Genomic DNA, 26,323 nt, shown 5'->3' on the forward strand with positions numbered 1-26,323 from the left:
GTTCGATGACTGCTCGCCAGGATTATTTCTGCTCCGTATATGGTCCGGTTGCCTCTTGGCGTTTCGGCAGCTCTCTGGGCATTGATCCGATTGGTTTAGTTTCCACCTGTTCCTTTAACTGTGCCTACTGTCAGTTAGGAGAAATTGAGCAAAAAACCGAGCAACGAAGAATTTTTATCACCAGCGAACAAATTAGCAGGGATTTAAGTGCCTTTGCCCCCTGGGACGTGGATATAGTCACTCTCAGTGGTAGCGGGGAACCCACCCTCGCCCTCAATTTAGGGGAAATACTGGCCACCGTCAAGGAAATAACCGAGCGGCCGGTGGCGGTCTTAACCAATAGTACCCTCTTGGGAGATGCCCGAGTGCGTCAAGACTTGAGCAAAGCTGATATCGTCGCCGCTAAAATCGATGCTGTTTCCGAGGCCCAATGGCGACGGGTTAACCGTCCGGTCTCCGGTCTGGATTGGCAGGAGCTTTGGTGGGGATTAAGACAATTTCGCCAAGAATGGTCGGGAAAACTAGCAATTCAAACCATGCTACTGGCCTCTTGGTCGCCCCAAGAGCAAGACCAGTATATCGATTTGATGCAACAGCTACAACCGGATGAAATTCAACTTAACACCCCGACCCGTCCCCGGGCCAGACAAAGACAATTAGAAACCCGCGGTAATAATCCCCTCACCGCTGCCGACGGAATGCAAATTCTCAAACCCGTAAACGCTGAAATATTGGCAATTTGGGCGCAAAAAATCGCCACGGCCACGGGAATTACCGTGCGCTGTGTGCCGCTTACCGCCACAGGTCTCTAAGGCTTCGGCCGGGGTTTTTCTTCTTTCGGCTTCACATTAAAATAAGCCTCCATTACCTGACGTACCATAGGTGCGGCCACTTTACCACCACCACCGCCGGAATGTTCCGCAAAGGCGACCACGACAATTTCGGGCTTGTCGAAGGGTGCGAAAGCTCCAAACCAAGCGTGGGACTTGCCTGGAGGTGCTTCTGCCGTGCCGCTTTTGCCCGCTACAGGCGGTAAAGCGGGGTCCGATAGGGCCCGCCCCGTTCCTTCCGCTACCACGGCTCTCAGGGACTTTCTCAGGGTGTCTAGGGTGCTAGGTTTCATGTTCAAAGACTTGCGCCATTCCTTAACATCCCGGGCATCCTGTAAAAGGTGCGGTTTCACCAAAAAACCACCGTTAGCGGGGACAGCAAACATCACAGCTACCTGTAGGGGAGTTGCGAGGGTAAATCCTTGACCGATCGACATATTAATCGTATCCCCTACAGACCAATCCCAGTTTTTAAAATTACGCAGTTTCCAATCGCGATCGGCAATTAACCCCGGAGTTTCTTCCGCTAATTCTATCCCGGTTTTCTGACCGAAACCGTAGCGCCGAGCCATGGCAATTAAAGCCGGTCCCCCCACCCCGCGACCTATTTGACCATGAAAAGTGTTACTACTCATGGCCATGGCCCGGACAAAACCGATCGGACCAAAACCGGCGTGATTCCATTCCCCAAAAGCTGTCCCCCCCACATAAAGGGCAGCAAAGGTATTTAAGACCGTATTGGGGGGAAATTTACCCGATTCCATGCCAGCAGTGGCAGTGACGACTTTAAAGGTGGAAGCGGGGGGGAATCCTTGCAGAGCGCGGTTAACAAACGGGTTGCCCTCCGCTTGTAGTTTTTTCCAAGTGGCGGTGGTAATTGGGGCTGAGAAAACATTGGGATCAAAACTAGGATAACTGACCATGGCCCGCACGGAACCATCCCGGGGATCGATCGCCACGATCGCACCTTTGCGTTTTCCTAAAGCGGCCTCGGCGGCTTTTTGGAGTTTTAAATCTAGTGTCAGGGTGACATCTTGCCCCGGTTTAGCAATTTTTTGGCCGAGAATTTGGATTACTTGTCCCGATCCGTTGACCTCTAACTGCATTCCTCCCCATTCTCCCCGCAATTTTGACTCGTAGGCGGCTTCCACACCCATTTTACCGAGGACATCTCCCAATCGGTAGCCCTGGGGTCTTTTGGCTTGATATTCCTCCGGGGTTAGTTCCCCCGTATAACCGAGAATATGCGCCCCGACTTTACCATTGGGATAGTAGCGCACTGATTCCACGTCCACTTCAATGCCGGTTAATTCGTCTTTGTATTCCTCTAGGGCGATAATTTGAGCCGGAGTTAAACCCCTAGCGATGCGGATCAGGGTGGAGGGGTTTTCGTCCGCTTCGTTAATGCGTTTTTCTAGGTCGCTTTTGGGAATGCCTAAAATACTGGCTAAACGGTCAAGATTGAGTTTTTGAGCGGGATTACGCTGGGATTTGGGCCAAATATAGGCCGCATGGGTTAAGCGGGCCGTAGCCAAAACTTTGCCATTGCGATCGAATAAGTTGCCCCGGACTGGGGGTTTGGGAAGAATGCGAATCCGGTTATTTTCTGCCCTTTCTCGGTTAATTTGTCCTTGCTGCAGTTGTAAATAGGCCAATCGTGAGCCGACTCCTCCTAGCAGGACAAGGCTAATTAAGCCCATAATTAGCCATGACTGACGCTGACGACCGACTAGACGCTCTTTATCTTTGATTTTATTCTGTAATTTATTCGGCGCTGGCCGCGTCGGCGAGGTGAGCGTTTTTTTCCGTTTCAGTTTGACTTTGGTTTTTGATAGGAGTCCGCTATTACGCATTTGCTTAAAGTTAAAAATTTAAAAGTTATTAGGGCAGTTATCAGTTATCAGTCATCAGTTATCAGTTATCAGATTTGAGTTCTAAGTGAGCAGTATGTATTAAGTGAGCAGTATTAAATAGTAGTTTGCCACTGTCTTTTCACTGTTTACTGCTTACTGAAAAGGACGCAATACTAGGTGATTTAGCTCCTCTGTTTACTAAAGTTCAGGGTATCCGCAATATATCTTAACAAAATCGGAGTAAATACTGGGAGTGGAAGGAACCACTCCAGACACAGAGGACACAAAGATTGAGCGCTTCTATAGTAAGTTAAAGAGAGCCTGGAAACTGGCGCATACATATAGTTAAAAGTTTGTCAAGTATTTCTTAACCCAATTTAACATTATCCCTGTTCAAAATGTAATCACACTGCGGATAGAATCCCCTTGGCGCATCAGGTCAAAAGCCTCGTTAATCCTTGCCAGAGGTAGAACGTGGGTGATTAAATCATCAATGTTAATCTTGCCCTCCATGTACCAATCGACTATTTTTGGTACATCTGTACGTCCTCTCGCTCCACCAAAAGCCGTACCTTTCCAGACGCGTCCGGTGACTAATTGAAAAGGACGGGTACTAATTTCTTGGCCGGCCCCAGCTACACCGATAATAGTGGCAACACCCCAACCCTTATGGCAACATTCCAAAGCTTGACGCATAATCTGGACATTGCCGATACACTCAAAACTATAATCGGCCCCACCTTTAGTTAAATCCACCAGATAGGCCACTAAATCCCCCTCGATTTCTTGGGGATTAACAAAATGAGTCATCCCGAATTTGGTCGCTAAAGCTTGTTTCTGGGGATTGATATCGACCCCGACAATCATATCGGCCCCCACCAAACGGGCCCCTTGAATAACATTTAAACCGATACCTCCCAGACCAAAAACCACCACTTTTGCCCCCGGTTCCACTTTAGCGGTATTAATCACCGCACCGATACCTGTAGTGACTCCGCAGCCGATATAACAGACTTTTTCAAAGGGAGCATCGGGGCGAATCTTGGCCAGGGAAATCTCCGGCAGTACGGTATAGTTAGCAAAAGTCGAGGTTCCCATGTAGTGATAAAGAGGCTGACCATCGAGGGAAAAACGACTGGTTCCATCTGGCATTACTCCCCGACCTTGGGTAAGACGAATCGCTTGACAGAGATTGGTTTTAAAGCTGAGACAGTACTCGCACTGACGACATTCGGGAATGTATAGGGGAATAACATGATCCCCCACTTTTAGGCTAGTGACACCTTTTCCCACTTCTACCACGATTCCAGCCCCCTCATGACCTAAAATTGAGGGAAATAAGCCTTCAGGATCGGCCCCAGAGAGAGTATAGGCATCGGTGTGACAAACTCCCGTGGCTTTGATTTCTACTAACACTTCCCCCGCTTGCGGTGCTGCTAATTTTACCGTTTCAATAGTTAGGGGTTTTCCTGCTTCTAGGGCAACTGCCGCTCGAACATCCATAGGCTCAAAGCAATAGGTTTTTTCCAGTATAATACCGTTAAACTGCTGAAGAGTTGTAATAGAACAATTCTCAACTTATCTCTATGCCAGTCCTCACCATCCGCGAAGAAGGAATTAACGATGGTGGCTTTACTGCTACTCTCAATTTTGATAGCGGTAACAGCTACCCAATTACGGTTACTGACCCCTTTACTAACCAAGAAGAAAAAGACCTAGAATGGTACTTTGAGGAATGGTTAGTATTTCCGACGCTAGAGACGGATAAAGCGCAAAAAGCCGCCAACAGTGTCCAAAACTATGGCGAAAACCTATTTAAACAGGTTTTCCAGAGTAATTTAAATGCTTATGGGGAATATCGAGACTTGCGAAAGCAGTTAAGTCAACTGCAAATTATCATCGAAAGTCAGTCGCCAGAATTTCAAGCTTTACATTGGGAAGCGCTGAAAGATCCTGATTTACCGCGTCCCTTTTCTATAGATTGTATCATCTCCCGCCAGCGTCGAGGGGCTACAGTTGTCCCGGTGCAAATGGCCACTTATCCTACTATCAATCTTCTGGTGGTGATTGCGCGTCCTAATGAGGAATCTGATGTTAACTATCGCACGATTTCCCGTCCTTTAGTAGAACTGGTAAATAGTAGTGAAATACCGGTAAAAATTGATATTTTGCGTCCCGGAACTTATGAATCACTAACCAGACATCTGGATGAGAAGGGAGAAGGATACTATCATGTTATTCATTTCGATGTTCATGGCGGATTAATGGAATATGAACAGTACCAAAGACAGGTTCACGGGGATTCTTGGCGCTATCAAAGGGGATGGGGACTGGAGGATTTAGCAGAATATGAGGGAGTAAAAGCTTTTCTGTTTCTGGAAGGAGAAGAAAAAGGTCAAGCGACTCCGGTAGAAGCGACGGAATTAGCGAATTTACTCACTGGGAAAAATATCCCTATTTGTATTCTCAATGCTTGTCAGTCAGCAAAGCAAATTCCCCAGGAATCAGAAGACTATCGGGAAACCAGTTTAGGGAGTCGTTTGATGACTGCGGGAATGCAAGCAGTGGTGGCGATGGGATATTCGGTGACGGTTTCTGCAGCTAAGTTGATGATGAAACCAATTTATCAGCAATTATTGAACGGAAAAGACCTAACGGAAGCGATGCGAAAGGGACGGTTAGAGTTATTCAATAATAAGCAACGCCGCGCCTATTATAATACGATAATAGATTTAGAAGATTGGTTATTACCGGTGATTTATTGTCGCGGTAAAATTAATCTCAATTTGCGTCCATTTACTCCAGAAGAGGAAGAAAAATACTGGGAACATATCGGCAATCAATATGTCTTTCCTTTACCAGAATACGGCTTTGTCGGCAGGGATTTAGAAATTCTCAAAATGGAAAAGGCGCTGCTGAAACATAATATCCTTTTACTCAAAGGAATGGGAGGGACAGGAAAAACTACTTTACTCAATTATCTACGAGAATGGTGGCAGAAAACCAACTGGGCGACCCATATTTTCTATTTTGGTTATGATAGAAAAGCTTGGACGTTAGAACAGATTGTCCATGAAATTGGTCAGGTAATTTATAATCGTTTTGAACAGGCGAGTTTCCAAGCGATGAACCTGAAAGCGCGGGTAAAGAAACTAGAGCAAAAACTCCGCAGTGAGGCGTATATTCTCATTTTAGATAATCTGGAGTCGGTGACGGGACAACCGTTAGCAATTCAGAATACTTTACCGGAGAATGAGAGGGAAGAAATCGCCGAATTTCTCAAGAATTTGGTCGGGGGAAAAACGAAGGTAATTTTGGGTTCTCGCAGTGAGGAAACTTGGCTGCAACGCAGGACTTTTAAGGAGAATATCTATCACTTACAAGGATTAGACCAAGAGTCGAGAACTGAATTAGCGGAGAGAATCTTAGAACGTCAGGCGAAGGGTCGGAAAAATGCGATTAAAAAGGATGATTATTTTAAACGCTTGATGAAGTTGTTGGCGGGATATCCGTTGGCGATGGAAGTGGTATTAGCGAATCTGAAGCGACAGTCACCGGAGGAGATTTGGCAAGGGTTACAGTTGGCGGAATTAGTTAATGTGGGGGATAAGGATAAGACTAATAATATCATCAAGTGTGTGGAATATTCCCACAGTAATTTGTCGGAGGAGGCGCAGAAGTTGTTACTCTGTTTAGCGCCTTTTAGTGGGGTTATTTTCAGGGGTGTTATTCGTCAATATAGCCAACGACTACAGCAATTAGAACCTTTACAAGGCTATCAATTTGACCAATTTGATGCAGCGATTGAAGAAGCGATTCATTGGGGTTTGCTTTCGCCGATGAGTGAAGAATTGCCGAGTTTTTTGACTATCCAGCCCATTTTTCCCTACTTCCTGAAGACGAAGTTAAAGGAATTAGCACCAGAGACACAAGCAGCAATTTGGGAGGGTTTTAAGAATCATTACCGAGACTTGGCAGGTTATTATGGTAACTTACTAAATTCCAAAAATCCGCAAGAGAAGCAGTGGGGGATATTGTTCTGTCGCTGGGAGTATGAAAATCTGTTCAATGCGTTGCAGATTTGTTTGGAGAAGCAGGAAAGTTTTGGATTTTTTACTTGCTTAGATAATTACTATAAAGTCACTTCTGATTCAGTAACTAGAGCAAAATTCATGGAGAGTTTGTGCCAATCGATAGAAAAATATCCTCCTGAATTTTTGCAAACTGAGTTTGGTTATGAAATGGGATTTGCATTTCATAGGTATGGAAGTGGACTGCTAGACATAAAACAATATAACTTAGCCAAGAATTACTATGAAAAAGCTTTGCAAGCATATCAATCACTAAGTCAAATAGAAGAAAGGACAAAACAATCTTACATATCTACAACCCTGCACCAGTTGGGATATTTAGCGCAACAATTGAGGGAATGGGAGCAGGCGCGGCTCTACTACCAGCAGGCTCTCAAGATTTATATTGAATATGGGGATCGCTTTTCCCAAGCCAGACCCCTGCACAATTTGGGAGCCGTAGCGGCAGAATTGAGGGAATGGGAGCAGGCGCGGCTCTACTACCAGCAATCCCTTGAGATCTTCATTGAATATGGGGATCGCTATGAGCAAGCCGGCACCCTGCACCAGTTGGGAATAGTAGCGCAAGAATTGGGGGAATGGGAGCAAGCCCGAAGCTACTACCAGCAATCCCTTGAGATCTTCATTGAATATGGGGATCGCTATGAGCAAGCCAAAACCCTGCACAATTTGGGAGGTGTAGCGGCAGAATTGAGGGAATGGGAGCAAGCCCGAAGCTACTACCAGCAAGCTATTGAGATCAAGATTGAATATGGGGATCGCTATGAGCAAGCCGGAACCCTGCACCAGTTGGGAAGGGTAGCGGAAGGAGTTGGGGAATGGGAGCAAGCCCGAAGCTACTACCAGCAAGCTATTGAGATCTTCATTGAATATGGCGATCGTTTCTCCCAAGCCAGCACCCTGCACCAGTTGGGAATCGTAGCGGAAGAATTGAGGGAATGGGAGCAAGCCCGAAGCTACTACCTGCAAGCTATTGAGATCAAGATTGAATATGGGGATCGCTACTCCCAAGCCGGAACCCTGCACCAGTTGGGAATGGTAGCGGAAGGAGTTGGGGAATTGAGCCAAGCCAAAAGTTATTACCTGCAAGCCTTACAAATTTGGGCAGAATTTAAGGATGGTTACGGGGTACAAACCTTTTCTTTGCCTTGTCTTGTTGCTCTTTATCGGCAAACGCAAGATGAGGGGATTCTTGTCGGTATTGCTTCTGTTTTCGGGGTTGGGGTTGAGGAGGTGCGGGGTTTGCTGGAGGGTTAGAATGGGTTTTGGGCGTAGGCTGCGTGTTTGCGGCTATCAATTCAGTTAACGTAAGTAGCTGGTTATAATTAAATTAAAAATGGATTTTAGGTTCGATCCCCCCTGCCCCCCTTGATAAGGGGGGAATAACGAACCTAGTTTGTTGTTGCGCTCCCTTCGCTAAATTCTCTCCCCTTTCCTTGTAGGAGAAAGGCCAGGGGAGAGGTCAATAATTAAGAACCCAATGCGATCACACTATCTGGTAAAGATCAAGTATAATAATAAATATAAAGACCAAATTATTCATCTACCGTTAACTTAATGAAAGCCAAATGAACTTATTAAAACAATCGGACATTCAAGAAAATCCCACAACACTTTACGAACAAGATCTTCAGTTGTGGATTGAGCAAACTATTCATCAATTACAGAATCGACAGTTTGAACAACTGGATATAGAAAACTTAATTGAGGAGTTAAAAGATTTGGGTAAGTCAGAGAAACGCGCCTTAGAGAGCAACTTAATGGTCTTGTTGATTCACTTACTCAAATTAAAGATACAGCATGATGCTCCTGAGACAATGAAAGCAAGTTGGTATAATTCAGTAGATGAGCATCGTCAGCGCGTTCAAGATGATTTACTTAAGACTCCCTCTCTTAAATCTTATCTCTTAATCTCCATCACACAAGCCTATTCCAGCGCTCGTAAAGTCGCCATCAAACAGGGTAAACGCGCTCAATTTGGTATTCGTATTCCCCAAGAAAGTGAGTATCCCCTCGCTTGTCCTTTCACACCTGAACAGATTCTAAATGAGGACTTTTACGGGTAAAAACGAAAGTAAACATTATCAATAATAAAACCATGAAACCAGAATAAGTACCTAAGCAAAATTAATTACACATATCTAACCACCTCTTGCCTCTTGCCTATCTTCACTAGGAAATTAATTTTGCACGACTACTTATCAACCATGAAAACAGGTGATATTGTTTTAATGATTAAATTATCATTGAACCCTAACGCACCATCTTCATAAAATTGGTTTGTTACGCTACAAACTACTACTAAATATAGATATAACCCAAGCCAAAGACACGAAGCAAATCTCGGCATCCTTCTTCAAAATTATCATTAAAATTAATAATTTGGAAGCTAGGTAAGACCCAAGAAAGTTTTGTATATTCACAAGGTTGATAGAGAATTGGCAAAATTTTATCTTCAAAACGCTGATCCTGTAAAGTAAAAATTAGTTCTCGCTTTACCCACATAGAATCGACCGCATCAGGAGAGAGAACGATAATAAACCAATAACATCGCCTCAAAGCTTTCCCAATTTCATCATGCCATTGCTGTGCGCCTAAAATATTAGTTTCACTATACCAAACGGGAACTCCATGACGGCGTAATTCATTGGCCAAATGAGAGACAAACTCTCGATTTTTGCTAGAATGGGAAAGAAAAGCTTCTTGGGGAATCATCTCATACCTATAGTTAAAATTAGACAAAGCATAGCTTGGGATGAGACAAGCCAAATCTAAAAGTGGTGTATCTCATGAGTCAGTCCGTCGGAGCTTGTCGTATTTTTAAGTGCCTGTGTAATTTCTTTCAATTCTTGATTGTCTTGTTCAAGATTAGGGACGAAAATCATTGGAAATTTTTTGAGAATCCAAGGAATATGTTCTAGGTTTGAATTATCTGAGGAAGAGACAATAACAGGAATGATACGACCTTGATACTTTTCTTCTCCAATTGCATAACTAATATCAGAAACAACATTAAAAGGCTTCAGTGATTCTGGTGTTAATAAGACTATCATTGCTTCAGATTCTTGTAAGGCTTTACCTATGTTATTAGCCCAGTTTTCCCCGGGTAACATTTCAGCAGCATCCCAAACTTGAAAGCCATCTTCTTTGAGAGAATCAGCAACTCTCTTAGCTAACTTAGCCTCAGTAAAGGCATGACTAATAAAAACTTTCATATTCTTTCTAGCTTCCTCGATATTTAAATTAATTCAACTGATTTATTCATAATCTGCTGACAATTTACTAAGAGTATAGCGTTTTTAGTCGCTAGAGAAACTCATTTACTCCTCGACTTCATCAGGAATAGATTCAGCTAACTTAAGCATAGCGCCTAAATCGACTGTTTCTTCAGCGAAATTTCCTGTGCGGGCTTCTGCGAGTCCCCGTTTGAGCGACTCGCGGACCCTAGGATTCTGAAAAGCCCATAGTTCTCCCCCCAGAATCGCCACCATGGGAACCAAAAGAAGCTCCCCGCTTGCATTCATCAGTATTCGATAGTGACGGTTGCTACATTCAGTCCCAAGGCTAATCCGTCCCCAAGCATCAGCCTGAATATCTTCTTTAATGAGCGAAAAATTCTGATACTCCATCACGTCTCCTCCTCTCTTCATATACTTATTCTAGATAAGTTACCCAATTTGGGCAATAGGGTTATGTCCATTTAGCTCCTCACTATCTAAAGAAAACAGGTTAAACTTGTTCGGGCTGGAGCCTTGACAACAAACCCAGTTTGTAGTTGCACTCTCTTCGCTAAATTCTCTCCCCTTTCCTTGTAGGATAGGGTTCAGGGGAGAGGTCAATAATTAAGAACCCAATGTGATCGCACTATTCGGCAACGATCAAGTATAATTAAGATAACAATTTTACTTAAAAAATAAAGTTAAGTTTGAATCTTCAATTAGGGTAACTCATGCAACTCGAAGACTATTTTAATTTTCTTGCTCCTAACGATATTCGGCTAAAAGGAACCCGCGTCGGTATTGAAACCATTTTACACGATTTCATTTACCAAGCCAAAACTCCCGAAGAAATTGCTAATACTTATCCATCTTTAACCCTCGAACAGGTATATGCGACGATTCTTTATTATCTTCATGAAAAAGAAAAAGTGAGCCAATATATCGCCGACTGGCTAGAATGGGGGCGAAAAATGCGAGAAGAACAGCAAAAAAATCCTCCGCCTGTGGTTGAACGACTGAGAAAATTGAAAGCTGAAATAACAGCCAAGCAGAAAGCTAATGACACTGAAATATTTAATTGATGAAAATGTTAATTCGGTGTATCCTCAACAATTGCGTCGCCGAGAACCAGAAATCATTATTCGAGTAGTTGGTGAACCAGATACACCAAAATTAGGTACATTAGATCCAGAAATTTTGATTTGGTGTGAGGTAATGGGTTTTATTTTAGTGACAAATAATCGTGCCTCTATGCCCGTTCATTTAATAGCTCACTTCAGGCAAAATCGTCATGTTCCTGGAATTTTTATTCTCAATCAAGATTTAAGTGTTGGTGATAATTTGTTAGAATTAATTGTAATTGCTAAAGGCTCTTTTGACAATGAATATGAAAACCAAATTATTCATTTACCGTTAACTTAATCAAAGCCAAATGAACTTATTAAAACAATCGGACATTCAAGAAAATCCCACAACACTTTACGAACAAGATCTTCAGTTGTGGATTGAGCAAACTATTCATCAATTACAGAATCGACAGTTTGAACAACTGGATATAGAAAACTTAATTGAGGAGTTAAAAGATTTGGGTAAGTCAGAGAAACGCGCCTTAGAGAGCAACTTAATGGTCCTGTTGATTCACTTACTCAAATTAAAGATACAGCATGATGCTCCTGAGACAATGAAAGCAAGTTGGTATAACTCAGTAGATGAGCATCGTCAGCGCGTTCAAGATGATTTACTTAAGATTCCCTCTCTTAAATCTTATCTCTTAATCTCCATCACACAAGCCTATTCCAGCGCTCGTAAAGTCGCCATCAAACAGGGTAAACGCGCTCAATTTGGTATTCGTATTCCCCAAGAAAGTGAGTATCCCCTCGCTTGTCCTTTCACACCTGAACAGATTCTAAATGAGGACTTTTACGGGTAAAAACGAAAGTAAACATTATCGATAATAAAACCATGAAACCAGAATATGACCTTGCCAACATTAAAAATCGCCCGAATGACCTAACCCTCCTTCCCTGGGAAATAAGGGGGGAATAAAGTTTTTAACACCTAACTACTTACATCTAAATAAATCTCTTGGATAAATCATAGCAAAGTGAACCTTTCATGTACTCTAAATTAAGGAGAAGACGATGGCTAATCTGGATGATGTAGGAAGAGGGAAAGCAGCTGATAAAAACCTGAACGATGCTAACCGAAGCGATGTGCAGGTAAACAAAACAAGACCATATCCTTAACTGTTCTCTCTGATTTAGAGCAGTTAACCCCGTCAGTAACGGATATTTTGCTGGGTTAAAAATTTAGGTAAATTCAATTAAAAATAGCAAATTACCATTAACGTAAGTGTTAATTAAGGAGGTAAATATGGTTCAAATTTTACAAGCAAAAGAATTCACTCTCAGAGATTTAATTAATCATTTTCAACTAGAGTTTATAGAAGATAAGCATTTTTTTGGTGAATGGCAGCAAGACCTAGAAGCAATCTCTGAACAAGAAAAAGAATTGTTAGATAAAATCAAAACAGGTTATTTTAACTTATTGAATTATCCTCCCTTTTTGGAAACTTCGGTGAGGATGACGGTTTTAGACCCATTATTATTTATTGGTAACTTTTATCTATTTCCTTTTCATATTAAAGCAGAAGAGTCTGTTGAAATTATTACAAAAGAGCAAGATTTAATAATTAAAGGAAGGTTAGATACTTTAATTCTAAAAGAGCAATTATGGGTAATGATTATTGAATCAAAACGGGTTATTTATTCCGTTGAAGCAGGTTTACCGCAATTATTAGCTTATTTAATGGCCAATCCTCATCCCAACCGTCCTAATTATGGAATGTTGACCAATGGTTCCGAGTTTTTATTTGTTAAATTATTATGGGACGGTAAACCTTTATACGGAACCTCTCGTTTATTTGCCATGAGAAATCCGGGGGATTTATATGAGGTTCTCAAAATCCTTAAACATCTCTGTCAACTAATTTGAGTATCAAGATAATCAGTACCTACAAAATCATTACTCTCCTATTTCCCTCTGTTGTATAATTTGCTCTGAAAGGAACAAATCAGAGGCATAAATAAAAATTATCAGGATTTTTTCGGCTTTTCTTGACTATTTCAGCCTTATTTGTCCTAACAAGCTCAAGAATACGAGATTTTTTCTCTAGAATTGCCCAGCCTGAGAGGGGAATGATAAAGTTAGATAAGAAAATTAAAGATGGTGTGATTAAAGTGAAATTTGCTGCTAGTACCTATTTTTCCCTGCTGCGTCATTGTGCCGTTCCTTTGTTGTCGATCGCCACTTTTACGCCAATTCTCTTAACTTATTTAGCCAAGGAAAAACCAGAAACCCCGCAACCGCAGGCAAATCTAGAGACTGCTGCCTTTCCTTCCCCTATTATCCCATCTCCGATCGCACCCTTAACCGCGCCATCGCCGAAACTAGAGCCCTCTCCCCAATCTTCCCCCTTGGCGCCGAAAAAATTAGCACCATCGGCCCATACTGCCCCTAATACTGCCCCTAATACTGCCCCCGCTGCTGCGGTTAAACCAGTGACTAGACAACCCTTAGTGGTTCCCGCTAATTATACGCCGCCGGTGCTAGAAATTCGCGTGGCGATCAAAAGGGATGTGGCCAGTGTTTTGATTGGAGTTAACGGACCTGCGGTGATCACCGATCGCCAAGGTCGTGGTTTAAAAACGATTGCCACTAACGAGGGTTTACCGGTCATTGCCAGTGCCAAGGGCTTAAAAATGGGCGATTTATCGCTGCCAGAGGTGATTTTTGTGCAGCCCACCAGTGCCGATGGTTTAGTTTATGTGGATGATAGTTGGTATCGGGGCAAAATCCTCCTTGTCGCCCAAGGCGAGCGCTTGTTAGTGGTCAATCAGGTTAATTTAGAGGCCTATCTCTATAGTGTGGTGGGTAGTGAAATGCACTCCACCGCGCCAATGCACGCTTTAAAGGCACAAGCGATCGCCGCTCGTTCCTACGCCCTAGTACATATAATCCGCCCCGCTAATGCTTGGTTTCATCTGGGCAATAGCCAACGCTGGCAGGTATATAAAGGCATTCGCTCGGAGTATCAATCGACTCACCAAGCGGTTAATGCCACTGCCGGGCAGATTCTCAGCTATAAAGGGGGTGTAGTCGAGTCTCTTTATGCTGCCACCGATGAAATTGTCGCTTGGGCCCACGGTGGTCGCGGCATGAGTCAAACTGGGGCTTATAAATTAGCGGAAAAAGGCCTAGATTATCAACAAATTCTCGGTAATTATTATCCCGGAGTTGGTTTAGCCCGTCTAGTTCTACAAAATTAGATTGATAGGCTTTCTCGATCGCTGGTGCTAGGCTGTTGACTATAGCAGGGAGAAATAGTTGAGCATTTGTACTAAAATTCCCAACAGCTTGCCGACCTGTTTCTTCTAGTTGATAACTGATCACTGATAACTGATCACTGAAATGCCGACCATAGCAGATTTCTAGTAACCGTATTACAATAAACTTTCAAAATGCTATAGCAGTAAATCTCTCTATGAATAGCCCCTTTCTCGACTACCTCAACGGTCCCAAGCATCCCGTCCTCGTCTTTGATGGGGCGATGGGAACTTCCCTACAAAGCCAAAATCTGACGGCCGAGGACTTTGGTGGGGCAGAATACGAAGGTTGTAACGAGTATCTTGTCCATACTAAACCTAGCGCCGTAGCCAAAGTCCACGAAGCCTTTTTAGCCGTGGGTGCGGATGTGATTGAAACCGACACCTTTGGGGGAACCTCGATAGTTTTAGCCGAGTACGATTTAGCCGATCAAGCCTATTATCTCAACAAAACCGCCGCCGAACTGGCCAAGGCTTGCGCTAATAAATACTCTACCCCCGAAAAACCCCGTTTTGTGGCGGGTTCCATGGGGCCGGGGACAAAACTGCCCACTTTGGGTCATATTGACTTTGATACGCTCAAAAATGCCTATGTGGAACAGGTAGAGGGTCTGTACGATGGCGGGGCAGATTTATTATTAGTAGAAACCTGTCAGGATGTCCTGCAAATTAAAGCGGCTTTAAATGCTATTGAAGAAGTATTTCAGCAAAAAGGTCAACGATTGCCCCTCATGGTTTCAGTGACGATGGAAACCATGGGAACGATGTTAGTAGGAACGGAAATTAACGCCGTTGTCTCTATTTTACAACCCTATAAAATCGATATTTTGGGACTTAACTGCGCCACCGGTCCCGATTTGATGAAACCCCATATTAAATATCTCTCGGAAAATTCCCCTTTTATTGTTTCTTGTATTCCTAACGCTGGTTTACCGGAAAATGTCGGCGGTCAAGCGCATTATCGCCTCACTCCCGTAGAATTAAAAATGGCTTTAATGCACTTTATCGAAGATTTGGGAGTACAAATTATCGGCGGTTGTTGTGGTACTCGTCCCGACCATATCCAAGCTTTAGCGGAACTAAGTCAGGGGTTAACTCCGAAATCTCGTCATTATCATTATGAACCCTCCGCCGCTTCTATTTATAGTACCCAACCCTATATTCAAGATAATTCTTTCCTTATTGTCGGGGAAAAATTAAACGCCAGTGGTTCTAAAAAATGTCGGGAACTTCTCAATGCTGAAGACTGGGATAGTTTAGTATCGATGGCGAAAGCGCAGGTAAAAGAAGGGGCGCATATTCTCGATGTCAACGTCGATTATGTGGGCCGGGATGGGGTGCGCGATATGCACCAATTAGCCTCTCGTTTAGTTAATAATGTCACCCTACCTTTAATGTTAGATTCCACCGAATGGGAAAAAATGGAAGCGGGGTTAAAAGTAGCGGGGGGTAAATGTATCCTCAACTCTACTAACTACGAAGACGGGGAACCGCGTTTTTATCAAGTCTTGGATTTAGCGAAAAAATACGGCGCAGGGGTAGTAATTGGAACCATTGATGAAGAAGGAATGGGACGCACTGCCGAGAAAAAATTCCAGATAGCTAAACGGGCCTATTATGCGGCGATAGAATACGGAATTCCTCCCTACGAAATCTTTTTTGATCCTCTAGCTTTACCGATTTCTACCGGTATCGAAGAAGACCGAGAAAATGGCAAGGCTACCATCGAAGCAATGGGACGAATTCGCCAAGAATTGCCAGAATGTCACATTCTTTTAGGTGTGTCTAATATCTCCTTTGGCTTGAATCCGGCAGCGCGTCAGGTATTAAATTCCGTCTTCCTCAACGAAGCGATGCAGGTGGGGATGGATGGGGCAATCGTCAGCGCTAATAAAATTCTTCCTCTGGCAAAAATTGAACCAGAATATCAGCAAGTTTGTCGGGATTTAATCTATGATAATCGTCGTTTTGATGGCGATATATGTGTTTATGATCCCCTGACCAAATTAACCGAATTATTTGCGGGGAAAACTACTAAAAAAGACCCCTCTAGTAATGCTAATTTACCCGTGGAGGAACGCTTAAAACAGCATATTATTGATGGGGAAAGATTGGGACTGGAAGAGGCTTTAAAGCAAGCTTTACAGGACTATCCACCCCTAGATATTATTAATATTTTCCTCCTGGATGGGATGAAGGTAGTGGGTGAGTTATTTGGTTCAGGACAAATGCAGTTACCTTTTGTTCTCCAATCTGCCCAAACTATGAAAGCAGCTGTTGCTTTTTTAGAACCCTTTATGGAGAAAAAAGAGGGGGATAATAATGCCAAAGGGACTTTTATTATCGCAACAGTTAAAGGGGATGTTCACGATATTGGTAAAAATTTAGTTGATATTATCTTGACAAATAACGGCTATAAGGTGATTAATTTGGGCATTAAACAACCCGTAGAAAATATCATCGAAGCCTACAAAGAACATAAAGCCGATTGTATCGCTATGAGCGGTTTATTGGTGAAATCAACGGCTTTTATGAAGGAAAATCTAGAGGTTTTTAACGAAAAAGGAATCACCGTTCCTGTTATCCTTGGCGGGGCAGCTTTAACTCCCAAATTTGTCCATGATGACTGTCAAAAAACCTACAAGGGACAGGTTATCTATGGTAAAGATGCCTTCTCTGACCTGCATTTTATGGATAAATTAATGCCCGCTAAAGCTGGGGGTCAATGGGATGATAGTAAAGGCTTTTTAGCGGAGTGTGCCGAGACAGAAAAAACCCCGGTTGTCGCAGAAGAATTAGAGGTTAATCCCGATACTATTTTTACCGATGGCACCCTGGACAAAGAATTAGTTATTGATACCCGTCGTTCGGAAGCGGTGGCAGTTAATATTCCCCGACCAACACCGCCCTTCTGGGGTACTAAAATATTAACAGCAGCAGAAATTCCCATCGAGGAGGTTTTCTGGTATTTAGACCTACAAGCTTTATTTGTCGGTCAATGGCAATTCCGCAAACCCAAAAGCCAATCGAAGCAGGAATACGACCAGTTTTTACAGGAAAAAGTTCATCCAATTCTGGCAGCATGGAAAGAGAAAATTGTCAAGGAAAATTTACTAAACCCCACATTAATTTATGGTTATTTTCCCTGTCAATCTTCCGGTAATTCCCTGTTAATTTACGATCCCGAATCGATACAAGCGGGCGAAAAACCCGAAAATCTGCAACCGATCGCCATTTTTGAGTTTCCTCGCCAGAAATCCGCTCGTCGTCTCTGTATTGCTGACTTTTTCGCCCCGCAGGAATCCGGTATGATCGACGTTTTCCCGATGCAAGCGGTGACAGTGGGGGAAATCGCCACGGAATACGCTAAATCTCTCTTTGATGCCAACCAATACACCGAATACCTCTATTATCACGGCATGGCTGTCCAAACCGCCGAAGCCATGGCCGAATGGACCCACACCCGCATCCGTCGCGAGTTAGGTTTCGCAGAGTTCGATCCCGATAATATCCGCGATATACTGCAACAGCGTTACCAGGGTTCTCGCTATAGTTTCGGCTATCCCGCTTGTCCCAATATTCAGGATCAATACAAGCAACTAGCTCTGTTAGGATGCGATCGCATTGGGATGTCTATGGACGAAAGCGAACAATTGTACCCAGAACAATCCACCACCGCCATTATCACCTATCACCCCACCGCTAAATACTTTAGTACCTAATCAGTTATCAGTGATCAGTTATCAGTTATCAGGTGTGAGTTTTTATCGGTAAAACCCCACACCCCACACCCCACACCCCACACCCCACACCCCACACCCCACACCCCACACCCCACACCCCACACCCAGGAAAAACTTTTTGCCGCAAACCCCAATTAGGGCAGCCATTCCAGTAAAATTCCTAGGGAGCTATCTTTACGGGCGCGGGAATTTTGGGCTTGAATATCGGCGGCTAAACGTAAATTAGAGGTAATCGCATAACCAACCGAAAGAGTAGTCAATCCCACCTCGTTAGCACCCCCCGGTGAGATAAAACTCTGACTGACGGTGATATCTGCTGCCCCCGTGCGAGAAAGGGCTAATTTGAGCTTTAATCCTAAGTTAAGCCCATCGGTGCTGTAATTTCCTGTCTGAATGTAACGATAGCCCACCATGGGAGCCAGATTGACATAATCACCCAAAGGGAGGAGATAGTATTGTAAATTGGCTCCTATTGCCGTCCTTTTGCCGTTAAAAGCCGTCTGATAATCGCCGCTTAGGGTTAAACTGGTTTGACCGAAAAACACATCTTCTACCCCCAAAATCACGCCACTGGAATTATCGCTAGAAGGAAACTCTGCATATCCTAAACGGATACGAGTGCGAAAACTAGGATCGCGGCGAATATCTTCGGCGATATCGGGTATTTTTTCTAACCAACGCTCTAAAACCGGGCTTTCTTGCCGAATTTTCGGGTCTAGGTCTAACTCCGTTTCTGCCCACACCGGACCAATCGCCCCCCATAATAAACCAAGAGCGATCGCATTTATAGAACAGCAAGAGAGCTTAAACATGATCTGCATTATACCCAAGGAGGCAGGAGGCAAGAGGCAAGAGGCAAGAGAAAGAATCTGGCAATAAAGCTTTTAGCTTAACAAATTACTGGTTACTGTTTACTGATCACTGAAAAGCCGGCACTCCCCCAAAGGTTACAATAAAAATAAAGATTCAGATTCCCCGTTATTCTTGAGAGGACGGGGGGCAGTAGGAGCAGCAATAGTGGTTAGAATATTAAAACTTTCGCAATTAAGTAGCGCAGAACGGGCAAAACTTCAGAAAAGAGCCGAGTTAGATATTGATAACGCCCTCAAAGTCGCTCAAACGGTGATAGAAACCATCCGCGAACGGGGGGATGCCGGCGTTGTGGACTATGTGCGGCGTTTTGACTACGAAGGTGCGACGGTAGAAAATATCAAAGTCAGCGAGGCAGAATTTGAGCGGGCTTTTCAGTTAATTGAACCGGAAGTAAAAACTGCCATTGAACAGGCTTTCCGGAATATTCAAGAGGTACATCGTCGCCAAATGCCAGAAGAAACACTACTGGCAGAAATTGAAACCGGTGTCTTTGCCGGCGAAAAAATCTCTCCTATCCCCAATGTGGGTTTATACGTTCCCCGGGGCCGCGGTGCTTTTCCCTCGATGATGTTAATGTTAGCCATCCCGGCAATGGTGGCAGGAGTGGAAAGAGTTGTCGTTTGCACTCCCCCCGATAAACAGGGCAACGTGGAACCCGTTTCTCTGGTGGCGGCGCAGATGGCTGGAGTCAGAGAAATTTATAAATTAGGGGGCGTACAAGCGATCGCCGCTTTGGCTTTGGGAACAAAAAATATCAAAAGGGTTGACAAAATTACCGGTCCGTGCAGCGTCTATGGGGCGGCGGCCAAACGGTTACTGTTCGGTACTGTGGATGTGGGTTTGCCGGCCGGTCCAAGTGAGTCGATAGTTTTGGCCGATGAGTCCACCGATGCCCGTTTAGCGGCCTTGGATTTATTAATTGAAGCGGAACACGGGGCGGATTCGGCGGCTTTATTAGTCACCCACTGTGAAGATTTAGCGATCGCTGCTAGTGAATATGCACAGGAATACCTGCAAAAACTCCCGGATTGGCGACGGGAATTCTGTGAGGCGGGTTTAGCCGCCTATGGGGGCATAATTTTAACCGATAGTTTGCAGCAATCCCTCGATTTTGTCAATGAGTACGCCCCGGAACATCTAGAGGTTTTAGTTAGTAATCCTTTTGCCATTCTGGGCAAGATTAAAAATGCTGGCGAAATTCTCCTGGGAAATCATACTCCTTCCTCTATGGCTACCTACGCCATCGGAGTCAATGCTGTGCTGCCGACGGGAAGTTTTGCCCGTTCCTATTCGGCGGTTTCGGTTTATGATTTTCTCAAGCGCTCTACTTTGGCTTATGTCACCCCTGAAGGCTTTGAAAAGTTAAAAGAAACCACGAAAACTTTAGCCGAGTACGAAGGTTTTCCCGCCCATAAATTAGCAATTCAACACAGGGAAATTTTACTCTAAATACAGGGAATAGGAAACGGGGAATAACTTAGATATGTAGGCAAGCTTATTTTTTAAATTCAGAACGTAGGTTGGGTTGAAGCATGAAACCCAACGCCCGCATGGGTTACGCTACCGCTAACCCATCCTACAAATAATTGTGCCTCCCTACTTAAAACACCTGAAGAAATTGCCAAAACTTACTCATCTTTGAGCTTAGAACAAGTTTATGCAATAATTTTGTACTATTTGCATGAGCAAGAAAAAATAACCAATTATTTAACCGAATTGTCTAAGGTGTAATCAGCAAGACTGAGGGAAAGTAAGTTCGGTAGCGGTTGACATCTCTCGTTAGTAGGGGCATGGCAGTGACAGCAGCGTGAGCGCCGATGTAGAAATCCGGTAAGGGAGAACGTCGCTCACCTCCACGACGAGGATATTCCAAAAAGCTTTGTCCTGCTAAAAAAGCTGCAGCATAGGGTAAAGAATCTCGGCAAAAGAAGTCTTCTGGTAGGGCTGCTTCTACCTCCTCGGGTTGATTAAACCCGATTGAGATTTCTGCATAAATAATTGGGTTAATCACTAAATTTCCTTGCTCCGCATAGTTTGTGAGCATTTGAGCCGACCACTCAAACCATTGCGGGTCTTCGGTTACAACATCAAGAATGACGTTGCTATCCACCAGAATGTCGGTCATGAGTCACGGGTCGCTTGCATGATGTCGTTGGTTGTTAGACGGCTAGTTGCTTTGCCACGGATAGCGGCAATCAGTTGCTTTCCCCGGCTTAGGGTTCTAGGCTTGCGAATTTGCAAGATATCCCCAATCACTTCCAGCTGGATTTCTGTACCGGGTAACAACCCAAGCTTTTCTTGAATATCAGGGGGAATAGTGATTTGTCCGTTAGGGCTAATTTTCATGGTGTTTTTCTGCATATACTAACAAATAATCGGAAGAGTCAGTGCCACTGGCTGCTTGACCCCCCCCAAACGTTTACCTGGGAATAACTCTGATTTATTATCCTGTATCCTATTTGGTACTATGATAAGAGCAGAGAATCAGGCAAGCATTTTATGAAAAAAGTAATTGTTATTTTAATTCTGTCTTTTCTGAGCGAACAAATATCAATAAAATCACCAATTTCTGGCAATCAAACCCTCAATAATTTAGCCGTAGCTAACAACAATAATCGTCCCACTCCCCAGAAAAAACCTAGTCCTTCTCCACAGTTTCGGTGCGATGGTAGAACTCACTGTTCCCAGATGACCTCCTGTGCAGAAGCGACTTTTTTCTTGAGAAATTGCCCCAATGTCAAAATGGATGGAGACGCTGATGGAGTTCCCTGTGAAAGTCAATGGTGTGGAAAAAAATCCTCAGAAAAATGTTGGGAAAGTTCTCAAAATAACTAATTTTGGTTCCTCACCCCAATTCTCTCACTTAAAGAATCGGGGTAGAAACAATTAAGAAGCAGTAATCACGGGAGAATTAAGATATTGATAATTCCAGTCCGATTGTTGCCAAACGCGACCATCAAGGGCAATTTGTTCGATTAAACTAGCTAATCGTAAAGCTTTTAAAGCTTGTTCCCCACCGACAGAAGGTTGGTCCCCACCGCGCACACAATGAACAAAATGTTCTAATTCCGCGTGTAGAGGTTCAATATTGCTGGTATAAACTTTTTCAATTAAACCATCTTGACGGTAGAGAACTTGACCGTAATCGGTGCTATAGTTAGCGGTGGTTTGCCGGTGAATGAGGATTTCATTGTTGAGAAAATCCGCTTCCGTGAGAGAATTTTTACAGTGGGCCGCTAAACGGCGAATCTTGCGATGAGTCACCTTACTAGCGGTTAAATTAGCCACTACTCCATTACTAAAACCAAGGGTTGCAGTGACATAATCGAGATAACCGGAATCAGTGGCAGCGCGACTACCACTAGCGGTTAATTTCACCACGGGAGCGGCGACTAATTCTAAAATTAAATCTATATCGTGGATCATTAAATCTAACACCACCGACACATCATTAGCGCGTTGGGAATAGGGACTCATGCGATGGGATTCAATCGCTAAAATTTCCTCGGTTTTCAAGACCTTCGATAACTCTTGGAAAGCGGGATTAAAACGCTCGATATGACCCACTTGCAGAATACAATCGTGATCGGCTGCCGCATTGACTAAAGATTCCGCTTCACTAATACTAGCGGCGATCGGTTTCTCGATCAAGGTATGTACTCCCCCTTGCAGACAGTCCATCCCGACTCGATGGTGTAACCGCGTGGGGACAGCGATACAAACCGCATCTACCCTAGGTAAGAGATCTAAATAATTTTCAAAAAAACGGACTCGGTATTTACTGGCAGTTTCCAGTCCCTTTTCGACGTTGACATCGGCCACCCCGACGAATTCCACGTCTTTTAATAAACTCAGGATGCGACTATGGTGTTGTCCCATGTTACCGACCCCGATAACCCCGACTTTAATCGGTTTGAGTTGATTTCTGTTACCCGGAAAGTTTGCTGGTTGATTGGACATGAATTTTAGACTCCTGTGTTCACACTCCCCACACCACTTGATTAGATTAATCAAGCTGATTTTGTCGATTAATTACCAAGATGGTATCATGGTTATCCAGATTCTGACACGATGTCGGTGTCAATGGGGGTTCTGAGAAGATTTTCTGATTCCATCTGCGGGTTTTTACTCCTAAATGCTTATCAAAAAATCATCCCTGAGTAGCGAGGACTACATATGGACAATTCAACGGATTTTAACTCCTTACGGGGATTAAGTGTTTTTTTGCTAGGAATGATGGGGGCCGGCAAATCCACCCTGGGAGAGTTGCTTTCCCGACGGTTACAATATCGTTTTTTTGATACAGATATATTAATAGAAAGGGTCGCAGGAAAGAAAATCAGGGAAATTTTTGCCGACGAGGGAGAAGCGACTTTTCGGGAGTTAGAAACCCAAGTTTTAGCCGAATTATCCTCTCTGACTAAAACTGTGATTGCCACCGGGGGAGGGATGGTTTTAAAACCGATGAATTGGAGTTATCTTCGTCACGGTTTAATGATTTGGTTAGATGTTCCCCTAGAAATCTTGGTTAAACGTTTAAAACAAGATACCTCTCGTCCCCTGCTGGAGTCCACTGATTTAGAAAGTAAACTGGAATTATTATTAGAACAAAGACGAGGACTTTATGCAGAAGCAGATCTTCGGATTGTTGTTTCTGACCTAGATACACCTGCTCATATCGTTGAGAAAATTTTAACAGCAATACCGACGGTGATTAAAGATTTTCATCCAGAAAGGGATCATAACTAATGATAGCAGCTTCAATTTTTGATTTACCTGAACTAATTCCCGACCGAGAAATTCTGGAAATTTTGGCCCAAAGTCAGGCTATTCGTCTGGAAAGAATTATTTCCACTGGTCAAACCACTCCCCGGGGTCAATGGTACGATCAATCTGAGTTTGAATGGGTGATTTTATTACAGGGATTCGCTGAGATTAGTTATGAAGATGGCAGCCAAGTTAATCTGCAAGCGGGGGATTATCTGCTGATTCCTCCTCACCAAAAACATCGCGTCGAATTTACTAGCAATAATCCCCCTTGTATTTGGTTAGCTATCCATTATCGCTAGTAAAATATAGTTTCTAACTATTGCCAGCGATCGAATAAATCGGTTAAAACTAGATTAGAAAACAAAAAACCTTCGGGGTCGCTTAATCTGACCCTGCTATCCCCCTCAATTATTACTAAATTACGCTGTTTATGCGGCTCTAAGACCTCTAAAATTGCTTTTTTGATTTCCGAACCAAAATTAGCTTCAATGGCAGGTAAACTCACCCCTGACCCTAACCTTAACCCTAGCATTAAGGTTTCGAGAAGATCATCAATCAAACTATTTTTCTCCACGTCAATCTGACAGCCTTCTTTTACCCAAGCGAAATAGTCGCGACTTTTGCGCGGACGGGTAAAACGTTGTTGATGAAGATAACTAGCAGCCCCCATACCAAAACCGTAATAGGGACGATTTTCCCAGTAAACTCGATTATGTCGGCATTGATAACCCGGTTTGGCATAGTTAGAAATCTCGTAATGTTGATAACCGGCTAAAGTTAGTTTTTCACCGGCTAAAACATACATTTTTGCGGTGGTTTCATCATCGGGTAAGGGTGTTTTCCCCGGTTGATACTGTTTACCGAAAGGAGTAACCGCTTCTAAGACCAAATCGTAACAGGAAAGATGGGCCGGTTGCAGTTCGATCGCTTTTTCTAGGGAATTTTCCCAATCTGTCAGGGTTTGTTGTGGCAATCCCGAAATCAAATCCAAACTATAGTTAACTATTCCCAATCCCTGAATTAATTCCACTGCCTGATAGATATCCTTAACAGTATGCGATCGACCAGAAACCTGTAATAATGGTTCTTGAAAAGCCTGTACTCCTAAACTAACCCGATTGACTCCCGCGCTAAGATAACCCTGTAATTGTTCTAAACTAAAGGTAGCCGGATCGATCTCCATAGAAATCTCTATATCGGCGGCAAAATCAAACTTTTTGGCTAAAGTATCCAGAATTGCTCCTAATAATTCCACAGGTAACAGGGAAGGAGTCCCCCCCCCAAAAAAAATTGTTTCTAGGGGTTTCCCCGTCCCCTGACTAAGGCTAATTTCTTCTTGTAATATTTCCACATACTCCACCACAGGGGGAAAAGTCGCCGGATTGGTGCGATTACCAAGGACAAAAATCGGGAAATCACAGTAAAAACAGCGCCGACGACAGAAGGGAATATGAATATAAACCGAGGTTACGGGGTCAAAATAGGGCATTACAGCAGTTATCAGTGAACAGTAATCAGTAATCAGTGAACTCATAAGCTGTTCGTAATTTAAATTGCTTGTTGAGACGAGGCAAGAGGCACTCTTGCAAAAGGCAACAGTAAAGGGATTGGGGGAGATTCGGCTAATCTAAGAATAAGCGATTTAAATACGTCTTAGCTTACAGCCCTTCCCGTCAAGGTGAGGTACAGACTAACCCTTGCTAATCAAGTATTTTAGATGCAAGAACGAACCTCATCTATCTGAGAAACGCTGTAACTCGTATCTGATCACTACTCGCAGCTAGAAATACGCTAGACCCTATCATACTTTGTGCTTTTTGTCAAAAAAACTTTTTTTTTGCAATAAAACTACACAAAAAAAAGATCATCGTTGTGGGTGAAATTGACTCATTTACCTGTCTTAATTAGGATGACCTTCTAGGTGTGGTAAGGGTTTCAACCGTTGCTGCCCAAAAAAGTACAAAGCAACCCATTATGAAATTCTATCAAATCGCTGTAACTCTCATAACATCGTTGTTAAATAAAAATCTTTCTCAATTAATTCTTAAGAATTTGTAAATATTGCGGAATGTTAATTTAAATATTCTCAAGTTTTTGGAGTCAATGAATAATTTTTGCTTATCTTTGTCCAACATTGGGTTAGGAGTCAGGAGTCAGGAGATAGGGTGATAGGGATTTAGGGGTTTAGGGAAATTTCAGCCAAATGCTCTCCACTACCCCACTACCCCACTACCCAATTCATGATTCCCACTCTCGCCAACCCCTATTTTCCGTCTAAACTTTTGTATAGGGATAGTCTGGGAAAGTATTGTAAAGTTTTGTCAAAAATATACGCAAATAACAGCAAACGACTGCTACTGTGGTTAGTGCAAGTTTACCTTACAGTTCAAATGAAACTATCAGATTATGCCAAGAAAAAGGGGATCAGTTATGACACTGCTTGGAGGATGTGGAATCGAGGGCAGTTACAAGGAGAACGTCTTCCCACAGGAACAATTATTATTTTTGAAGATGACCGTTCAGTGCGTGAAAATAAAGTTGCTATTTATGCAAGAGTTTC

General features: G+C 43.4%; 23 protein-coding genes and 1 pseudogene. 14 read left to right on the forward strand and 10 right to left on the reverse strand.

Translation table 11 applies throughout. The features are described 5' to 3' along the window. Window positions 1-5 precede the first annotated feature (5 nt). The gene (locus H6G48_RS08145) at window positions 6-812 is read left to right on the forward strand and encodes a radical SAM protein (RefSeq protein ID WP_190720847.1); all 807 of its coding nucleotides are present in this window, start codon (window positions 6-8) and stop codon (window positions 810-812) included. On the opposite strand, the gene mrdA is transcribed toward H6G48_RS08145, so the two are convergent. Further along, window positions 809-2,683 carry a penicillin-binding protein 2 gene (gene mrdA / locus H6G48_RS08150; protein WP_190720849.1) on the reverse strand — a complete coding sequence of 625 codons (1,875 nt, stop codon included), beginning with the start codon at window positions 2,681-2,683 and terminating at the stop codon, window positions 809-811. The two genes, H6G48_RS08145 and mrdA, sit on opposite strands and share 4 nt — an antisense overlap. A 393-nt stretch (window positions 2,684-3,076) precedes the next feature. Further along, a complete protein-coding gene (locus tag H6G48_RS08155; RefSeq protein WP_147069306.1) occupies window positions 3,077-4,186 on the reverse strand; it encodes an S-(hydroxymethyl)glutathione dehydrogenase/class III alcohol dehydrogenase in 1,110 nt (369 codons plus the stop codon). An 83-nt stretch (window positions 4,187-4,269) separates the two neighbouring features. Here H6G48_RS08155 and H6G48_RS08160 point away from each other — a divergent pair, with 83 nt between their 5' ends. Beyond that, window positions 4,270-8,031, forward strand: a complete 3,762-nt coding sequence (locus H6G48_RS08160) for a tetratricopeptide repeat protein (RefSeq protein WP_190720853.1) — start codon at window positions 4,270-4,272, stop codon at window positions 8,029-8,031. 311 nt (window positions 8,032-8,342) lie between these two features. Next, window positions 8,343-8,840 carry a DUF29 domain-containing protein gene (locus H6G48_RS08165; protein WP_002798842.1) on the forward strand — a complete coding sequence of 166 codons (498 nt, stop codon included), beginning with the start codon at window positions 8,343-8,345 and terminating at the stop codon, window positions 8,838-8,840. A 235-nt stretch (window positions 8,841-9,075) separates the two neighbouring features. On the opposite strand, the gene H6G48_RS08170 is transcribed toward H6G48_RS08165, so the two are convergent. From H6G48_RS08170 to H6G48_RS08180, 3 genes are all read right to left on the reverse strand, one after another. Then, the gene (locus tag H6G48_RS08170) at window positions 9,076-9,489 is read right to left on the reverse strand and encodes a toll/interleukin-1 receptor domain-containing protein (protein WP_190720856.1); all 414 of its coding nucleotides are present in this window, start codon (window positions 9,487-9,489) and stop codon (window positions 9,076-9,078) included. 56 nt (window positions 9,490-9,545) lie between these two features. Then, a complete protein-coding gene (locus tag H6G48_RS08175; protein ID WP_002735722.1) occupies window positions 9,546-9,989 on the reverse strand; it encodes a toll/interleukin-1 receptor domain-containing protein in 444 nt (147 codons plus the stop codon). A gap of 105 nt (window positions 9,990-10,094) precedes the next feature. Continuing rightward, window positions 10,095-10,403 (reverse strand): hypothetical protein, encoded by a 309-nt coding sequence (locus tag H6G48_RS08180; protein ID WP_190720859.1) that lies wholly within the window; start codon window positions 10,401-10,403, stop codon window positions 10,095-10,097. A gap of 320 nt (window positions 10,404-10,723) precedes the next feature. Between H6G48_RS08180 and H6G48_RS08185 the strand changes: the two genes are divergently transcribed. The 6 genes from H6G48_RS08185 to metH all read left to right on the forward strand — a co-directional run bounded on the left by H6G48_RS08185 (window position 10,724) and on the right by metH (window position 18,099). After that, window positions 10,724-11,074 carry a DUF433 domain-containing protein gene (locus H6G48_RS08185; protein ID WP_190720862.1) on the forward strand — a complete coding sequence of 117 codons (351 nt, stop codon included), beginning with the start codon at window positions 10,724-10,726 and terminating at the stop codon, window positions 11,072-11,074. Then, window positions 11,052-11,414 (forward strand): DUF5615 family PIN-like protein, encoded by a 363-nt coding sequence (locus H6G48_RS08190; protein ID WP_002793699.1) that lies wholly within the window; start codon window positions 11,052-11,054, stop codon window positions 11,412-11,414. The genes H6G48_RS08185 and H6G48_RS08190 overlap by 23 nt, the downstream gene beginning before the upstream one ends. A gap of 10 nt (window positions 11,415-11,424) precedes the next feature. Then, window positions 11,425-11,922, forward strand: a complete 498-nt coding sequence (locus H6G48_RS08195) for a DUF29 domain-containing protein (protein ID WP_002745368.1) — start codon at window positions 11,425-11,427, stop codon at window positions 11,920-11,922. A gap of 443 nt (window positions 11,923-12,365) precedes the next feature. Next, entirely contained in the window at window positions 12,366-12,986 is a 621-nt protein-coding gene (locus H6G48_RS08200; RefSeq protein ID WP_190720867.1) for a type I restriction endonuclease, read from the forward strand. Window positions 12,987-13,189: 203 nt separating this feature from the next. Then, a complete protein-coding gene (locus H6G48_RS08205; RefSeq protein WP_190720869.1) occupies window positions 13,190-14,320 on the forward strand; it encodes a SpoIID/LytB domain-containing protein in 1,131 nt (376 codons plus the stop codon). Window positions 14,321-14,535: 215 nt separating this feature from the next. Then, entirely contained in the window at window positions 14,536-18,099 is a 3,564-nt protein-coding gene (gene metH, locus H6G48_RS08210; protein WP_190720872.1) for a methionine synthase, read from the forward strand. A gap of 155 nt (window positions 18,100-18,254) precedes the next feature. On the opposite strand, the gene H6G48_RS08215 is transcribed toward metH, so the two are convergent. Then, on the reverse strand, window positions 18,255-18,941 hold the full coding sequence (locus H6G48_RS08215) for a hypothetical protein (RefSeq protein WP_190720875.1): 687 nt from the start codon (window positions 18,939-18,941) through the stop codon (window positions 18,255-18,257). Between the two features lie 196 nt (window positions 18,942-19,137). Between H6G48_RS08215 and hisD the strand changes: the two genes are divergently transcribed. Then, window positions 19,138-20,442 (forward strand): histidinol dehydrogenase, encoded by a 1,305-nt coding sequence (hisD, locus tag H6G48_RS08220; RefSeq protein ID WP_079207808.1) that lies wholly within the window; start codon window positions 19,138-19,140, stop codon window positions 20,440-20,442. 271 nt (window positions 20,443-20,713) lie between these two features. Here hisD and H6G48_RS08225 read toward each other — a convergent pair whose 3' ends face one another. Together H6G48_RS08225 and H6G48_RS08230 are read right to left on the reverse strand one after the other, a co-directional pair. Continuing rightward, window positions 20,714-21,118, reverse strand: a complete 405-nt coding sequence (locus tag H6G48_RS08225) for a type II toxin-antitoxin system VapC family toxin (protein WP_190720878.1) — start codon at window positions 21,116-21,118, stop codon at window positions 20,714-20,716. Further along, complete coding sequence (locus H6G48_RS08230) at window positions 21,115-21,354, reverse strand: AbrB/MazE/SpoVT family DNA-binding domain-containing protein (RefSeq protein WP_044033983.1); 240 nt, start codon at window positions 21,352-21,354, stop codon at window positions 21,115-21,117. Before H6G48_RS08230 ends, H6G48_RS08225 begins: the two co-directional genes overlap by 4 nt. A 138-nt stretch (window positions 21,355-21,492) precedes the next feature. Between H6G48_RS08230 and H6G48_RS08235 the strand changes: the two genes are divergently transcribed. Then, a complete protein-coding gene (locus H6G48_RS08235) occupies window positions 21,493-21,828 on the forward strand; it encodes an excalibur calcium-binding domain-containing protein (RefSeq protein ID WP_190720880.1) in 336 nt (111 codons plus the stop codon). A gap of 51 nt (window positions 21,829-21,879) precedes the next feature. Here H6G48_RS08235 and H6G48_RS08240 read toward each other — a convergent pair whose 3' ends face one another. Continuing rightward, window positions 21,880-22,953, reverse strand: a complete 1,074-nt coding sequence (locus H6G48_RS08240) for a Gfo/Idh/MocA family protein (RefSeq protein ID WP_002791832.1) — start codon at window positions 22,951-22,953, stop codon at window positions 21,880-21,882. Window positions 22,954-23,169: 216 nt separating this feature from the next. Here H6G48_RS08240 and H6G48_RS08245 point away from each other — a divergent pair, with 216 nt between their 5' ends. Further along, the gene (locus tag H6G48_RS08245; protein ID WP_190720882.1) at window positions 23,170-23,742 is read left to right on the forward strand and encodes a shikimate kinase; all 573 of its coding nucleotides are present in this window, start codon (window positions 23,170-23,172) and stop codon (window positions 23,740-23,742) included. Next, on the forward strand, window positions 23,742-24,062 hold the full coding sequence (locus H6G48_RS08250; RefSeq protein ID WP_004266823.1) for a cupin domain-containing protein: 321 nt from the start codon (window positions 23,742-23,744) through the stop codon (window positions 24,060-24,062). Before H6G48_RS08245 ends, H6G48_RS08250 begins: the two co-directional genes overlap by 1 nt. 17 nt (window positions 24,063-24,079) lie before the next feature. Here H6G48_RS08250 and hemW read toward each other — a convergent pair whose 3' ends face one another. Next, window positions 24,080-25,252: a radical SAM family heme chaperone HemW gene (gene hemW / locus H6G48_RS08255; RefSeq protein ID WP_190720885.1), complete on the reverse strand. Its 1,173-nt coding sequence runs from the start codon at window positions 25,250-25,252 to the stop codon at window positions 24,080-24,082. A 901-nt stretch (window positions 25,253-26,153) separates the two neighbouring features. On the opposite strand from hemW, the pseudogene H6G48_RS26195 reads away from it, so the two are divergent. Then, window positions 26,154-26,323: pseudogene (locus H6G48_RS26195) on the forward strand (IS607 family transposase); the annotation flags it as partial.

It is taken from the genome of Microcystis flos-aquae FACHB-1344 (assembly GCF_014698375.1).
GTDB lineage: Bacteria > Cyanobacteriota > Cyanobacteriia > Cyanobacteriales > Microcystaceae > Microcystis > Microcystis aeruginosa.